This is a genomic window from Citrobacter sp. Cy070 (assembly GCF_030332245.1).
In the GTDB taxonomy this organism is placed as follows: Bacteria; Pseudomonadota; Gammaproteobacteria; order Enterobacterales; family Enterobacteriaceae; genus Citrobacter; species Citrobacter youngae.
Genome location: NZ_JAOWIG010000038.1, coordinates 40,249 through 54,532 on the forward strand (window position 1 = coordinate 40,249; position 14,284 = coordinate 54,532).

The following is a 14,284-nucleotide window of genomic DNA, read 5'->3' on the forward strand; positions in this document are numbered from 1 at the left end:
CTTTTCAAGGAATAGCATGAAAAAGATTGATGCGATTATTAAACCCTTCAAGCTGGACGACGTCCGCGAAGCGCTGGCGGAAGTCGGTATCACCGGGATGACGGTAACGGAAGTGAAAGGCTTTGGCCGTCAGAAAGGCCATACCGAGCTGTACCGTGGCGCGGAATATATGGTGGATTTTCTGCCGAAGGTAAAAATTGAAATTGTGGTTACCGACGACATCGTCGATACCTGCGTCGACACCATTATTCGTACTGCCCAGACCGGCAAAATCGGCGACGGTAAGATTTTTGTCTTTGATGTCGCGCGCGTTATTCGTATTCGTACCGGTGAAGAAGACGACGCGGCAATCTAAGCCGCGCCTTGCTTGCCGGATGGCGGTGTAAACACCTTATCCGGCCTACAATATCTCGTAGGCCTGATAAGCGCAGCGCCATCAGGCATAACGTAATTACAGAACTTTATGCGGGCCAAAGCATTCGTAATGAATGTTCTCGTTTTTCACGCCCAGGCCGACCAGCTGCTTTGCGGCAAACTGCATAAAGCCAACCGGACCGCACAGATAAAACTGCATCGCCGGATCGCTGATTGCGCTTTCCAGTTTGTTCAAATCCATCAGACCTACACTATCAAACGCACCTTTCGCGCGATCGGCTTCGGTTGGCTCACGATACCAGGTGTGCGCACTAAAGCGTGGCAGCGTTTTGCCGAGTTCATTTACTTCATCAGCGAAGGCATGGACATCACCGTTTTCAGCCGCATGGAACCAGTTAACCTGCGCCGTATGCTTCGCTTTCGCCAACGTGTCCAGCATCGCCAGCATTGGGGTCTGACCTACGCCTGCGGAAATCAGAGACACAGGGGTATCGGTCGCGACGTCCATAAAGAAATCGCCCGCAGGTGCGGCTAAGTGAACAACGTCGCCAACATTTGCATGGTTGTGCAGCCAGGTGGAAACCTGACCACCGTCTTCACGCTTAACGGCAATCCGATAGCCTTTGCCATCAGGTTTACGGGTCAGTGAGTACTGACGAATTTCCTGATGCGGGAAACCTTCCGGCTTCAGCCAGACGCCCAGGTATTGCCCCGGATGATATTCAGCTACTGCGCCACCGTCGACAGGTTCAAACTCAAAGCTGGTGATCAGTGCACTGCGTGGGGTTTTTGCCACGATGCGGAAAGGACGGGTACCTTCCCAGCCGCCATTTTTATTGGCATTTTCGCTATAGATTTGTGCTTCACGGTTGATGAAAACGTTCGCCAGTACGCCATACGCTTTACCCCACGCATCCAGGACTTCCTGGCCTGGGCTGAACATTTCGTCCAGCGTTGCCAGCAAATGACCACCCACGATGTTGTACTGCTCTGGTTTAATCTGGAAGCTGGTATGCTTTTGCGCGATTTTCTCAACCGCTGGCAACAGCGCCGCCAGGTTTTCGATATTGCTGGCATACGCGGCAATCGCGTTAAACAGCGCCTCGCGCTGATCGCCATTACGCTGGTTACTCATGTTGAAAATTTCTTTCAGCTCTGGGTTATGCGTAAACATGCGATCGTAGAAATGGGCGGTCAGCTTCGGACCTGTTTCAACCAGCAGGGGAATGGTGGCTTTCACTGTAGCGATGGTTTGTGCGTCAAGCATACGGTCTTCCTTTATCTGAGACTTTAATGATGTATGTCAAATGCATCTTATAAAAAATACCCCTGCATTGTAAATGGTTCTTTGTAACTTTGCGTTGTAAAGGTTACATCGTGAAAAATCTGCATCACAAACCTGAAAAGAAATCCGTTGAAATTCAGCAGACCTTTGTTCTCCAAAGCCTTGCGTGCCGTGAAGGTAATCGTTTGCGTAAAATCCTTTGTCAAGACCTGTTATCGAAGAATGATTCGGTTATACTGTTGGCCGAAGTCCTAGGGACTGCCTTTTTAGGCCGAAATTCTATTGTTAGCTGAGTCAGGAGATGCGGATGTTAAAGCGTGAAATGAACATTGCCGATTATGATGCCGAACTGTGGCAGGCTATGGAGCAGGAAAAAGTACGTCAGGAAGAGCACATCGAACTGATCGCCTCCGAAAACTACACCAGCCCGCGTGTTATGCAGGCGCAGGGTTCTCAGCTGACCAACAAATATGCTGAAGGTTATCCGGGCAAACGCTACTACGGCGGTTGCGAGTACGTTGATATCGTTGAGCAACTGGCTATTGATCGTGCCAAAGAACTGTTTGGCGCTGACTACGCTAACGTACAGCCGCACTCTGGTTCTCAGGCTAACTTCGCTGTTTACACCGCTCTGCTGCAACCGGGCGATACCGTTCTGGGTATGAACCTGGCACAAGGCGGCCACCTGACTCACGGCTCCCCGGTTAACTTCTCCGGCAAACTGTACAACATCATCCCTTACGGTATTGATGAGTCCGGCAAAATTGACTACGAAGACATGGCGAAGCAGGCCAAAGAGCACAAACCGAAGATGATCATCGGTGGCTTCTCTGCTTACTCCGGCGTTGTTGACTGGGCAAAAATGCGTGAAATCGCTGACAGCATCGGTGCATACCTGTTCGTCGATATGGCGCACGTTGCGGGACTGATTGCCGCAGGCGTTTACCCGAACCCGGTTCCACACGCACACGTTGTGACCACCACCACCCACAAAACTCTGGCGGGTCCGCGCGGCGGCCTGATCCTGGCGAAAGGCGGTGACGAAGAGCTGTACAAAAAACTGAACTCTGCGGTGTTCCCAAGCGCGCAGGGCGGCCCGCTGATGCACGTGATCGCGGCGAAAGCTGTAGCGCTGAAAGAAGCTATGGAGCCTGAGTTCAAGGTTTACCAGCAGCAGGTTGCTAAAAACGCCAAAGCGATGGTGGAAGTGTTCCTGAACCGTGGCTACAAAGTGGTTTCTGGCGGTACTGAAAACCACCTGTTCCTGCTGGATCTGGTTGATAAAAACCTGACCGGTAAAGAAGCTGACGCTGCGCTGGGCCGCGCCAACATCACCGTCAACAAAAACAGCGTGCCGAACGATCCGAAGAGCCCGTTTGTGACTTCCGGTATCCGTATCGGTTCTCCGGCAATCACTCGCCGCGGCTTCAAAGAAGCGGAAGCGAAAGAGCTGGCTGGCTGGATGTGTGATGTGCTGGACAACATCAATGACGAAGCCGTAATCGAGCGCGTCAAAGGTAAAGTTCTGGATATCTGCGCACGCTTCCCGGTTTACGCGTAAGCGTCAATTGTTAGCTGTGAAAAAGGCCGCGAATGCGGCCTTTTTTATGTCCGATGGCGGCTTTGCCTTATCAGACAACGATCATAACGATTTTAGTGCCACGCCTTCATCACACAACGCTTCCTCGCTCATGGCTCGCCCTGACTGAATCAGCTTACGTAGTACACGCACTTCGCGCCCATTGTTGAGCGCGGCTGCGCCAATTATCGCTCCATCGCGCAGCTGGAACCAGATAGCCTTGCCGTCCTCCGGGTTTCCACGACACAGCCAGCTTTCTCCCTGCATCTCACCGACAAACTGTAAGTTATCGCTGTACTGATCGGTCCAGAACCAACCTGGCGTGGCAGTGGGCAGCGGCAAACCGAGCATCGCCGCGGCAGCAATCTGCGCCTGGAAGTTAGCATTTTCCCAGCTTTCTACCCGGCGCAGTGAACCGTCCGGTTGGCGAGTGAGCGCAACGTCACCGGCGGCGAAAATGTCCGGGTCGGCGGTGGTGCAGGCGCTATCAACGATAATGCCGTTCGCCGTCTCCAGCCCCGCTTCGCGGGCCAGCATATCGTTCGCCACGATACCGATGCCGTAAACCATCGCATCGGCCAGCAGCGTCTCGCCGTTTTGCAGCGTCAGGGTAAGTAACTCTCCGCTTTCGACGTGCTCGATGGTGCTGTTGAGCCGTACCTGCACACCCGCCTGCTGGTGGCGGGCAAGCAGGTAGTCGCGAACCGGAGCAGGCGCATTGCGGCCCATCACCGTTGGCGCCTGCTCCACTACGGTTACCCGGCAGCCGCGCTGGGTCGCGCTGGCCGCCAGTTCCAGACCAATGGTGCCCGCCCCGACTATCACAATCGATTTACCGGGGAGTAAAGCGTCTCGCAGACGAGTCGCGTCGTCAACGTGGCGCAGGGTAAAGCAGCGATCGCCCAGTTTATCCAGCAGCGGAAGAGGACGGGCCGCGGCACCGGTGGCAATCAGTAGCTGATCCCACGGATAAACCTGGCCGTCAGCCAGCACCAACTGATGCGTTTGGCGGCCGAGCGTCTGGATAGTCACGTTCAGATGCAGATGAACATTTTTTCCCTGCCACCAGGCCGTGTTTAGCACCGGCTGTAGCTGCGGGGCGTCGTCCAGCAGCATAGCTTTGGACAATGGCGGGCGTTCGTACGGCAGATACGGCTCATTGGAGAACAGATGTATCTCGCCGTCAAACCCTTGCTGGCGCAGTGCTACCGCCGCCATCGCTGCGGCCTGTCCACCGCCGACGATAGCAATAATTTTGTTGTGCATAACGCCTCCTCAGAGATCCAGACCAGCGGCGACGTGGCGAATACCGCGAATACCCAGCCCGGCATCGGCATTGATCATCACGCCGCTTAAGGTGCGGTTGTTGCGACGCGACGCCAGCATCACGTATGGCCCGGTAAAGTCGGCTGGGTCGGGGAAGAACTGTAGCGGCAAAATAGCGGCGATTTTTTCCGGCGTCAGTGACTGCATAATTGAGGTATCGCTTTGCCCCAGCGCCTGTGGGCCGCGCAGATCGGTGGCCATACCGCACGGACCGACGCCGTTCACCCGCACTTTAGGCGCCAGCTCGTAGGCCAACTGGCGAATCAGCCCGGTAGCAGCGTGCTTACTGGCGGTGTACAGCGGCCCGCCGCCGCCGGGATACCAGGCAGCGTTTGACAGGGTAAAGATGATGCTGCCTTCGCTGGCGATCAGCGCCGGGGCACAGGCTTTCGCCCCCAGCAGATAACCCAGTACATTGACGTTAAATAACTCGTGAAAGCCGCTCTCCAGCGCTTCAGCAGAGGTGTTCACCAGCGTTGCGTTGTGATCCCAGATGCCCGCATTGCCAATAAAACAGTCCAGCTTGCCAAACACGGTGAGGATCTGATCGACCGCACGCTGATAGTCGGCGTAGCAGGTGACGTTGCCCTCTACCGCCAATACATGTTCGCCAAAACGCTGGCGCAGGCTGGCGACTTTGGCTGGCGACAGTTCGAGCGTAGCGACCTTCGCGCCTTCTTCAATAAAGCGCTCGACCAGCGCCAGGCCGAGGCCGGAACCGCCGCCGGTAATAAAAACCACGTTATCGCGTAAATCGCTCATCGGGCGTCCTCTGGAATATCAACAAATACATCGCTACCGTCCACATATACTGCGTAGGTGGTTAGCGGATCGGTGGCAGGTAAGCACAGCGCTTTGCCGGTTTTCAGACAAAAACTGGCCGCATGCAGCGGGCATTCCACGGTGGCATCGTCTTCCAGATAACCTTCCGACATCGAGGCGTTGCCGTGGCTACAGCGATCGTTAATGGCATAAAACTCGCCGCCAACATTGAACAGCGCGATGACGGGCGAGGTGTCGAGCCGGAGGGCTTCACCCTCCGGCAAATCCCCTACGGGGCAGGCATAAATACGACTCATCAGAACAGTACACTCAGGTTATGGGAGGTAATAACCGCCTGATCCAGCACGATCTCGCGCGCCAGTAAGCGCCACTCGTTGCCCGGCAAACGACGGACTTTATCCACGCGCATGCCGACGTAAAACGTCTCGTCCCGCTCTTTTTGCGCGCGATACAGCAGATAGTTGAGGCGCACGGCGAACACGTCCGGTTGGTCAGTCTCGCTGATTTGTAGGTTGCTAATCAGATGACGGGTGCGGGAAGGGGGTTCCTCCGCCCAGGCCATGCCGGTTTCCAGCCGTGCGATGCGGCGTTCGAGCTGGTCTTTGTTGTCGTTGAAAATCCACGTCGTCGGCGGCTGCACGCCTTTGCGACGGTCGCGCGTCTGAGCATTGACCGTGGTACGCATGGTGTAGCGAATGTCGTCATCCAGCTGCGCCAGCCAGTCGCGAAACTGCCAGTCGTCCAGCAGACGCGCTTCTTCATACAGAAACTGGCTGATGCGATGATGCAGTTCGAGAGAAACTAAAGTGCTCATTTCATCACCTCCTGCTGGTACGCGGCGGTTTTCTCGTGCACGTCCTGCCAGCTTTCGCTGCTGAGCAAATCGGCCCAGCGTTGGTACATACCACGCGCGGCGGTTTCCGAAAAGATGTAGTTGGTGATCCCCGGAATGCCGTCTTCACGACGTTTCTCCTGGCCAAGCCCCATTTCCAGACACAATTTCGTGTTGCGTGCGCGATGACCTTTCAGCAGTTTTTGAATTTCACACCAGTTTTCCGAGTCGTCCTGCTCCAGGAACCCGGCGGGGCCAAAAGCCCGCGTGGCGCTGTTTTCAAACGCGGCTTTCACCTCGTCTGAGGCAGCTTTATCGGTAATACAGAACGCCCACACTTCCACTTTGTCCGGCCCGCGCGGGTGCCAGACGCGCAGCGTGGCTGTACCGTTCAGCCAGGAAAGCGTAGGGAAAATGTTGTTGTGACCGGCCAGTCGCAGGGCGCGAACCTTACCCAGGCGCTCTTCGGCTTCCGCGTAGGTGTCGCGGTAGTAGCTGGAGACTTCACCGTCGACCCACACGTTGGCGTCCGGTTTCTCGGTAAAGAAGAAGCCGCTGCCGTGGCCGTCCTGGCCGAACTGTAGTGCATCTTTGGCGGTTTCCCACACCGGGCGGGCGGTCTGACCGTCGCCGAGGCGCTTATCGCTGCCGTCGTCTTTCGCCCCCAGCACCTGCACCGCAGAGGCATGGCTGAACAGCGCGTGATACTGGTCGCTGGCAAACTGTTCGGCGGGGAATTTCCAGTTGCAGTCGATGGTCCACTTCTGGACGCCTCCGACGATTTCGGTGCCACCTTCACGGCGGTCGAGTACACCGTCGAGATACCAGGCGATGTCGCCGAGATAATCGCCAAGCGCAGGCGCGGAGGTATCCCAGTTACCGAAAATCAGTCCCTTGTAGCTCTCTACGCCAGGCACTTCGTTCAGCCCCCAGTGCGATTTGCATAAACCTTGCGGATAAGCGCGCGGCTCCAGCGGGACGTCGATCAGCTCGCCGTTAATGCCGTACGACCAGCCGTGATACGGGCAGGTGAAGGCGCGGGTATTGCCGCAGTCGGCGTAGCTGACGCGCATCGCGCGGTGGCGGCACTGGTTGAGAAACGCTTTAATGCTGCCGTCTTTCTGGCGAACCACCACCACCGCATCCTCGCCCATGTAGGTGTTAAAAAAATCACCGGGTTTGGGGATTTGGCTTTCGTGGGCGAGAAACAGCCAGCAGCGTCCGAAGATGCGTTCCAGCTCCAGTTGGTAAATTTCAGGGTCGGTATAAATTCGTGGGGTTACGCGACCGTTTTGCGTGTCGATCAGTTGGTAGATGTCTAAATTTGAGGGTGTGGTCATATTTTTTAATCCTGAAAGCTAAGATGTATTGACCTTCTTTTTATGTGCCCTAAGGATGTTGCTGGTTAGTTATCAATCTGTGAAATAGTAAATTTCTACCAGTTGAGACATTTTTTCGATAACAAGGAGCAGGGCATGGAACTGAGGCACTTACGCTATTTTGTCGCGGTGGCGCAGGCGCTGAATTTCACCCGAGCGGCAGAAAAGTTGCATACCTCCCAGCCGTCGTTAAGCAGTCAGATCCGCGATCTGGAAACCTGCGTGGGCGTTCCGTTACTGGTGCGCGATAAGCGAAAAGTTGCGCTGACGGCGGCAGGAGAGTGCTTTTTACAGGATGCGCTGGCTATCCTCGAACAGGCAGAGAACGCGAAAATTCGCGCCCGTAAAACGGTGCAGGAAGATAATCATTTTACGATTGGTTTTGTTCCTTCAGCAGAGGTGAATCTGCTGCCTAAGGTGCTGCCTTTGTTTCGTTTAAAACAACCGGATACACACATTGAACTGGTGAGTCTGATAACCACCGAGCAGGAAGAGAAGATCCTGAGTGGGGAGCTGGATGTTGGTTTAATGCGCCATCCGGTTTACAGCCCGGAACTGGAGTATCTGGAGCTCATTCATGAGCCGCTGGTGGTAGTGCTACCGGTTAACCATCCGTTAGCCAGTGAACAGGCGATATCGGCACAGCAACTGAACGGTGTCAATTTTGTCAGCACCGATCCCGCTTATTCCGGCGTATTAGCGAAGATTGTCAAAAACTGGTTTCAGCAGCAGAAAAGCCAGCCCAATATTGTGCAGGTGGCGACCAATATTCTGGTGACGATGAACCTGGTCGGTATGGGGCTGGGGGTCACTTTGATACCCGGTTATATGAATAATTTTAATACCGGACAGGTGGTTTTCCGGCCAATTATCGGCGATATCCCAACCATTTCGCTGCTGATGGCGTGGAAAAAAGGTGACCTGAAACCCGCCCTGCGCGATTTTATCGAGCTGGCGCAGCGGCCAGCCGAGTGCGCTACTTTACAATAACGGTAATGGTTGCTGTGCCGCTATATTTTCCCGGTGACAGCGTGCCGCCCACCATGTTTATCGGCCACGCTTCCAGGCTGATGGCACCCTGACCTGAAGAATCGAGGCTGAGCAACCCATTAGTAAAGGGGATCATCTGGGAGCCATCACGTGACATTTGTATACCGACATCCGGGACGTTGTCCGTTTCACGGCGACGGGCGACCAACGTGTACTGGTTAACGACATCGTTGCTATCAATCTGCATTTCCATATCATTACCCATTTCTGATGTGTCGCCGCAATCGTAACGAATTTCAAATTTAACCGGCGTGTAGCCGTCTGGCATCCTGTCCTTTGTCGTAAAACGGCTGACGTTGATAAAGCCGAGATCGACTCGAATGATGTCTCCCTGGTTGATTTTACAATTTTGCGGCACGGTAATGCTCCCTTGAATGCGCAGTTCGGCAATATCTTGTAGCGTACTCAAGGATGGTGGGGTGGTGTTGGTGCTCCATCCGGCACGTACTGAAGCGACGAGTGTGTCCGGGATCACGAGCTCGCCCAGGAAGGGTTTGGTGACGTAAAACGTCAAACGGGTATTGGCACCAATTGTCACAGGCGCGGCTCGGGTATCCGCCGGATCGGCCGCGCAGACGCTGCCGTTGCTACCACCGCTTTGGTAGGCACCACTCTCTCTGATGGCTTGCGTATTCAGTGGGGTGACACCGGTAACGCCAGGAATATCGTCGACTTCAGTTTGAATATCCAGATTGTTGTTCAGGCGGTAATAACCACCTACTTTGCCAGTTTGTGAGAGGCCGCTGGTTACCGTATAAAACAGGCCCACCTTGGTATTTGCCTCGCAGGTACACTCTATCTGGTAGGCGTTGCCCGTGAGCGGTGTCGGCAGTTCCAGGGTGCGGCCAGTGACATTCTGATCTTGCGTCCAGTCGCTGGACACATTGGCGCTAAAACTGCCTTTCGCCGAGCAGGCGCCAGTGATCGCATAGCCTGCGGGGGAAAAAAGCGCGAGCAGCACGACGCTTGCAGCGGTAGAAATTCCATTTCTCATCCACATCTTCCTTATCGACATTGTGCGTTGCCATTTTGTATTGAAGTGCCACGGCTGACACTTTCCGGCAGGCTAAAGGTGAACTGACACTGCTGATCGGGTTGGTTGCCCCAACGCACAGACCAGATTTGCGGCTGATTGTTCACACCGCTGATATACAACACACCGCCGTCATCAACAATACTTTGCTGGGTCTGGCTGCTGGCGATGGCGCCAAAAGGGAGTGCGTTACCCTGACCATCGGTGAGTTTTAGCAGTACGCGGTAACCCGTACGAGCAAGGAACTGGGCGGCGACGGCGGCGCCTCGATTAGGCACAACGGTGCGCACTGTTTCGGTTACGTCAACGTTATCCGGCATCTGCGTAGTATCGATCGATATCGCATTTTCCTGGTAAGCGGTCAGGAAGGGAATCACGGCATAGCCGAAATGGTCGGTGGCAATGCCGGGGTAGTTTTTCACCCGGATACCGGCAGCGCCGTTGGCATCTACCAGCGCAAAGGCATTGCCCAAAGGCTGTGAAAGGGTCACGCCGTGGCGGTGGACAACAATACCTCCGGAAAGACCATAGCTCAATTGCTGGCTATCGGCGCTGTAATCATAGCCAGCGTTGGCGGTGCCAAAAGCAGAACGATAGCTGCCGTAAAGGCTGCTGCTTTTGTTGCCGCCTCCTTCGCTTTGTCGTTGTTTCAGGTTATAGCTCAGGCGGCCATCGTCCAGCAGAGAGCCGTTAATGCCCACTTCGTGCTCAGTAGGACGATCGCGCTGATCGGTGGTCCTCCACGTGGCCTGTGTATGGGATAGCCAGCGGTCTAGCGGTATACTCAGGCTGAGCGATAGCGTGCGATCGTTTTCGTGGTCCTGAGAGTCGGTGAACTGGCCGCTCAGGTTATAGCTGACTCCCCATAGGTTACCGTTCAGGCCAATAGACAGGTTTTTATCCTGCTGCCCGCGGTCCCAGTATTCTTGCTGTGAGCCTGAAGCATAAAAGCTGATGCCTGTTAGCAGTGACTGGTTGAACGTAAATTGAGCCTCGCTGCGCAGGCGATCGTCGGCACGGATATCCTTCTGATTGGCGTCGGAAAAGTTGAAATAGCCACTGCTGGTATAGCGATAATAGCTTAGCGACACGCTGGTGCCGCTTTCGGGGATATCTTTAATGTACTGTGTACGCCAGCTATAGCCATGATAACGACCATCCGTATTCAACTGGGTATCTGCACGGCTCACATCTGTCGACACCGCCCCGAGTACGCCAAGCGTTGAGCCAAGACCCAGCGCTAAAGCCTGGTAATCCTGCGAGGCATTCAGACCACCATACAGCGTAATGGCGTTGCTCAGGCCATAGCTGGCGGTACTTTCAAGAAACTCGGGTTCATTGCTGTCCTGCGACGTTGGGGCGCGAAAACGCCCGGCAGTGACGCTGTATTTAAGGTATCCGGGTCTTTGCATTTGCGGCAGCGCAGAGAAGGGTTGGACGAAGTGCCTTACCGTACCGTCAGCTTCTTCAATCGTGACATCGAGATCGCCACTAAAGGAGGAAGGATAGAGGTCGTTGATTTCAAAGGCCCCAGCCGGCACGTTGCTTTGATAAAGGGTGTAGCCGTTTTGCTGTATTGTGACGATAGCGCTTGAGTGTGCGATGCCACGAATCGTTGGCGCAAAGCCACGTTGGCTGTTTGGTAACATGGTTTCGTCGGAAAAGAGACGTGCTCCCGTGAACTGATAGCTTGAGAACACGGTGCCTTCAGTTGCGCTTTCTCCTACTATCAGCTGTGATTTCAGGCTTTTAATATCTCGTTGTAGCCAGCTATTAATGCTATCCCAATGCGCATCACTGTCGTTGTGTGTCTAGGTCGAGTAGTTACGTAGCCTCCAGGGACCAAGGTTGACACCGTTTTGCATATTCAGATACTGGTGCTGATTGCTATCACCGTCATACTGATTTTGCGAACCGCTAAACGTGTAGTGGGTGAACAGAACCGGTATGCCATCGTCCCAGCGAGAAGGTGCAACGTAGCCGCGAGCATCGCGGTACAGCGCTATCTGGGGCACGCTTAGGTTCAGTCTGCCGTGGTTGATATCAAACTCCGAGACGGTGCCAGGAATGGCCTGCGCCAGGTTGCCGATCGTCGTAAGGTCATCCAGCTTTTCGAGCTGTGGATAATTTTCAATTTTCACGCCCAACTCGCGCAGTTGTTCAAGGGTTAGCTGGGGAATTAACTGGTGATTTTTATCTGCAATAAATGGGATTTTTCGCTGTACGATTTTCTTTTTATTAACATAAATATCAACGATATATTCTTCTGGGAGCTGTGAATTCTCCTGAGAGAAAACGGAAAGATCGACCGACGACTGACCACTTTTTTCTGTTTCCAGAAGCGTTGGGTCAAAGTAGAAGACATCGGCTCTGGCATGGACAGATGCCAGACATCCGCTGACGATTGCGCAATGCAGCCACAAGGCGAGTGGTTTAATATCTGAAAAATGTGGCGTTGATTGCACCATATCGCTTTTCATTCCCTGAGAGCTAACGTCGTAAGTTGGCTGTAAGTCGCGATTTATTGCAGCGTCCTGGTTTCCGTCTGGCTAGTTCCGCCGTAGTCGTTTATTGCAGCCCACTGCACCGTCTTTCCTGTCAGACCCGGTACTGCCAACTGTTTATGCTCGCCAGGTGCGATCCGCTCTATGTTGTTGGTCAGATCGGTTTTATCCAGCGTCAATCCCGCGAAGACCACGTAATAAGCAGATGGGTTATAGATGTCTAACTTATTATTGCTATATTTATATTCGAGTAATTTATAGGCGTCATAGGGCTTCCCTACCAGGCTGCTCGGACGGTAGAAGAGCTTAATTCGGGTTTTAAATACCAGCGTCAGCATATTATTTTCGACGCTATCGGATTGTTGTGTTGCCGGAATGGCGCGTACGTTAATAAAAAACAGGGATTCTTTATCTTTAGCTATATCATCAGACGTCTTTATTATTCTCAATGATGAATTATTGCCTGCATTCAGGCGAAATAGCGGTGGCGTCATAATAAAGGGACCACGGGCTGTCCCTTGTTCATTGTCGACCCAGGATTGCAGTAAATAGGGCAGACTTTCACTGCGATTAGTCACGGGTAGCGCGGCTTCTTTCTTCCCTGCGTCATAAATGACGCGGGTTCTTTCCAGTACAATTCCGCCAGCGAAATTTTGGCAGGACCAGCCGCTCAGCAGTAATGTCAGCGCTAATGCTGTGATTTTTTTCATCTCGGTTATCCTTAACCTGGCGTCAGAAACCACTTCTTTCCCCGTCTATGGAAAGAAGGGAAAGAGATGGTAGATGGCAATCAGCGATAGTCGATGGTGACATCAACAGTGGCGTTTGCTTCCCCTGGGGTGATGGCAGAAGAATCGACGGTGGAAACGTAGTAGGCCTGCAGTCCTACCGTAGTTGTGCCGTCGGCTTCAGGTGTAAAGCTGATTTTCGGATCGGTAAGCTTATTCAGCGACATTTGTTTCCCGTCGATGGCTCTGTCGATTCGAATACCTACACCCGTTGCAGGAACATCGAGACTGTTGACGGCAATCAGGTTTTCGTTGCCCGCAACGGTACCGCCGCTACGCGTTTCTAACCACATCTGGAATGAGTTGTCCGTATTGCCATCAAGGTGTTTCCACGGCGTTGTTGGGCAGTTTTTCAGTGGAATATCGACTGGAATAGCCGGAGAACGATCGCCAACGCTTTTAAATTGTTTGGCGGCGTAGTGGCCTAATTCGACGTTGATCGTATCACCGTTGGCAAATTCACAGGTGCTGGTTAAAATCTCGCCTGTAAATTCAATGGTGCCGTCCGTCGCCCATGCGCTTCCCGCAGAAAGCGCAAGTAAACCGACGGCGATTGATTTCACTACTTTTTTCATTAAAGTACCTCTTTCTTCCATGCGTTATATTAATGAATGATGACAATTAAAATTGTTTAACTATTTTAATAACTTTAGTTACCTTGAATGATATTGAATGTATTCCAGTTCTGGTATTGCTTAAGGTGATTTTCAGAATTTGTTTATGGATAATTAATATATTATTACTTGTTCTGCTAATTTATTATTGATTGTGCAGATGTGTTTTGTTTGTGAATTATTTTTGCTTTTCTATATATATACTATCTATTTCAGAAACGTATTAGCTCGTATAGGTGCAATTCTTCGAGTGCCCTCGACAACGGGAGGAACCAAGGTTTGCACTCCACGGCTGGTTGGTGGGCGATGCTGCAAAGAGTGGTCTGGCAGCGCGACGTGAACCAGCAGATGATCGCTTACAGAGACGGGTGGCGATTTAGTGGGGGGGCGTTTCTGACACGATTGCAGCATCTGCCGCTGGAATGGCAACGTGTCATTCCACCAGCGGCGGATTTCATGCGCGCGCAATACGGTGAGGATAGCTGGCTGAACGTCGGCTATTCCGGCTGGAGCGGACGGGCTGTTATTCAGCGAGATGTGATGAGAGTCACGATTTTAGCGCAAACTCCATGGTTGATGCTGTTCAGAATGTCGGGTGAGCCGTTTCTGTGTCTGGATCCGCAGACGCATCCGGTGAATGCCCACCACATGCAGGGGCAGCCGGGGTTACAGGTTTTAGCGCAGGGTGAACGCTGCCATTTTGCGATGCAAATTTGCGTCGAATAGGGCAAAAATC

At 53.3% G+C, this 14,284-nt stretch carries 12 protein-coding genes and 3 pseudogenes; 4 read left to right on the plus strand and 11 right to left on the minus strand.

Features of this window, described 5'->3' with window-relative positions:
* Window positions 1-16 precede the first annotated feature (16 nt).
* The gene (gene glnB / locus OGY19_RS03105) at window positions 17-355 is read left to right on the plus strand and encodes a nitrogen regulatory protein P-II (protein ID WP_002914032.1); all 339 of its coding nucleotides are present in this window, start codon (window positions 17-19) and stop codon (window positions 353-355) included.
* Here the strand turns inward: glnB and OGY19_RS24550 are convergent.
* A pseudogene (locus OGY19_RS24550) lies at window positions 352-447 on the minus strand (hypothetical protein); the annotation flags it as partial. The gene glnB and the pseudogene OGY19_RS24550 sit on opposite strands and share 4 nt — an antisense overlap.
* Window positions 448-451: 4 nt before the next feature.
* The gene (gene hmpA, locus OGY19_RS03110; RefSeq protein ID WP_003037624.1) at window positions 452-1,642 is read right to left on the minus strand and encodes an NO-inducible flavohemoprotein; all 1,191 of its coding nucleotides are present in this window, start codon (window positions 1,640-1,642) and stop codon (window positions 452-454) included.
* A gap of 325 nt (window positions 1,643-1,967) precedes the next feature.
* Here hmpA and glyA point away from each other — a divergent pair, with 325 nt between their 5' ends.
* Window positions 1,968-3,221, plus strand: a complete 1,254-nt coding sequence (gene glyA, locus OGY19_RS03115) for a serine hydroxymethyltransferase (protein WP_003037627.1) — start codon at window positions 1,968-1,970, stop codon at window positions 3,219-3,221.
* A gap of 81 nt (window positions 3,222-3,302) precedes the next feature.
* Here the strand turns inward: glyA and hcaD are convergent, their stop codons facing one another.
* From hcaD to hcaE, 5 genes are read right to left on the minus strand one after another with little or no spacing between them, the layout of a single operon-like run.
* Window positions 3,303-4,505: a phenylpropionate dioxygenase ferredoxin reductase subunit gene (gene hcaD / locus OGY19_RS03120; protein ID WP_115601650.1), complete on the minus strand. Its 1,203-nt coding sequence runs from the start codon at window positions 4,503-4,505 to the stop codon at window positions 3,303-3,305.
* Window positions 4,506-4,514: 9 nt separating this feature from the next.
* Window positions 4,515-5,327 carry a 3-phenylpropionate-dihydrodiol/cinnamic acid-dihydrodiol dehydrogenase gene (hcaB, locus tag OGY19_RS03125; RefSeq protein ID WP_115601651.1) on the minus strand — a complete coding sequence of 271 codons (813 nt, stop codon included), beginning with the start codon at window positions 5,325-5,327 and terminating at the stop codon, window positions 4,515-4,517.
* On the minus strand, window positions 5,324-5,644 hold the full coding sequence (gene hcaC / locus OGY19_RS03130) for a 3-phenylpropionate/cinnamic acid dioxygenase ferredoxin subunit (protein WP_061068352.1): 321 nt from the start codon (window positions 5,642-5,644) through the stop codon (window positions 5,324-5,326). The genes hcaB and hcaC overlap by 4 nt, the downstream gene beginning before the upstream one ends.
* Complete coding sequence (gene hcaF, locus OGY19_RS03135; protein WP_115601652.1) at window positions 5,644-6,162, minus strand: 3-phenylpropionate/cinnamic acid dioxygenase subunit beta; 519 nt, start codon at window positions 6,160-6,162, stop codon at window positions 5,644-5,646. Before hcaF ends, hcaC begins: the two co-directional genes overlap by 1 nt.
* The gene (hcaE, locus tag OGY19_RS03140; protein ID WP_115601653.1) at window positions 6,159-7,520 is read right to left on the minus strand and encodes a 3-phenylpropionate/cinnamic acid dioxygenase subunit alpha; all 1,362 of its coding nucleotides are present in this window, start codon (window positions 7,518-7,520) and stop codon (window positions 6,159-6,161) included. Before hcaE ends, hcaF begins: the two co-directional genes overlap by 4 nt.
* 135 nt (window positions 7,521-7,655) lie before the next feature.
* On the opposite strand from hcaE, the gene hcaR reads away from it, so the two are divergent.
* On the plus strand, window positions 7,656-8,549 hold the full coding sequence (gene hcaR, locus OGY19_RS03145) for a DNA-binding transcriptional regulator HcaR (RefSeq protein ID WP_115601654.1): 894 nt from the start codon (window positions 7,656-7,658) through the stop codon (window positions 8,547-8,549).
* Here hcaR and OGY19_RS03150 read toward each other — a convergent pair.
* From OGY19_RS03150 to OGY19_RS03165, 4 genes and pseudogenes are all read right to left on the minus strand, one after another.
* Window positions 8,536-9,603, minus strand: coding sequence for a fimbrial protein (locus tag OGY19_RS03150; protein ID WP_071887373.1), 1,068 nt, complete (start codon window positions 9,601-9,603; stop codon window positions 8,536-8,538). The genes hcaR and OGY19_RS03150 overlap by 14 nt on opposite strands.
* 11 nt (window positions 9,604-9,614) lie before the next feature.
* Window positions 9,615-12,110: pseudogene (locus OGY19_RS03155) on the minus strand (fimbria/pilus outer membrane usher protein).
* A gap of 53 nt (window positions 12,111-12,163) precedes the next feature.
* Complete coding sequence (locus OGY19_RS03160) at window positions 12,164-12,856, minus strand: fimbrial biogenesis chaperone (RefSeq protein WP_115601655.1); 693 nt, start codon at window positions 12,854-12,856, stop codon at window positions 12,164-12,166.
* Window positions 12,857-12,936: 80 nt separating this feature from the next.
* On the minus strand, window positions 12,937-13,509 hold the full coding sequence (locus OGY19_RS03165; RefSeq protein ID WP_115601656.1) for a fimbrial protein: 573 nt from the start codon (window positions 13,507-13,509) through the stop codon (window positions 12,937-12,939).
* A 447-nt stretch (window positions 13,510-13,956) separates the two neighbouring features.
* Here OGY19_RS03165 and OGY19_RS03170 point away from each other — a divergent pair.
* Window positions 13,957-14,274 (plus strand): annotated as a pseudogene (locus OGY19_RS03170) (aldose epimerase family protein); the annotation flags it as partial.
* Window positions 14,275-14,284: the final 10 nt, after the last annotated feature.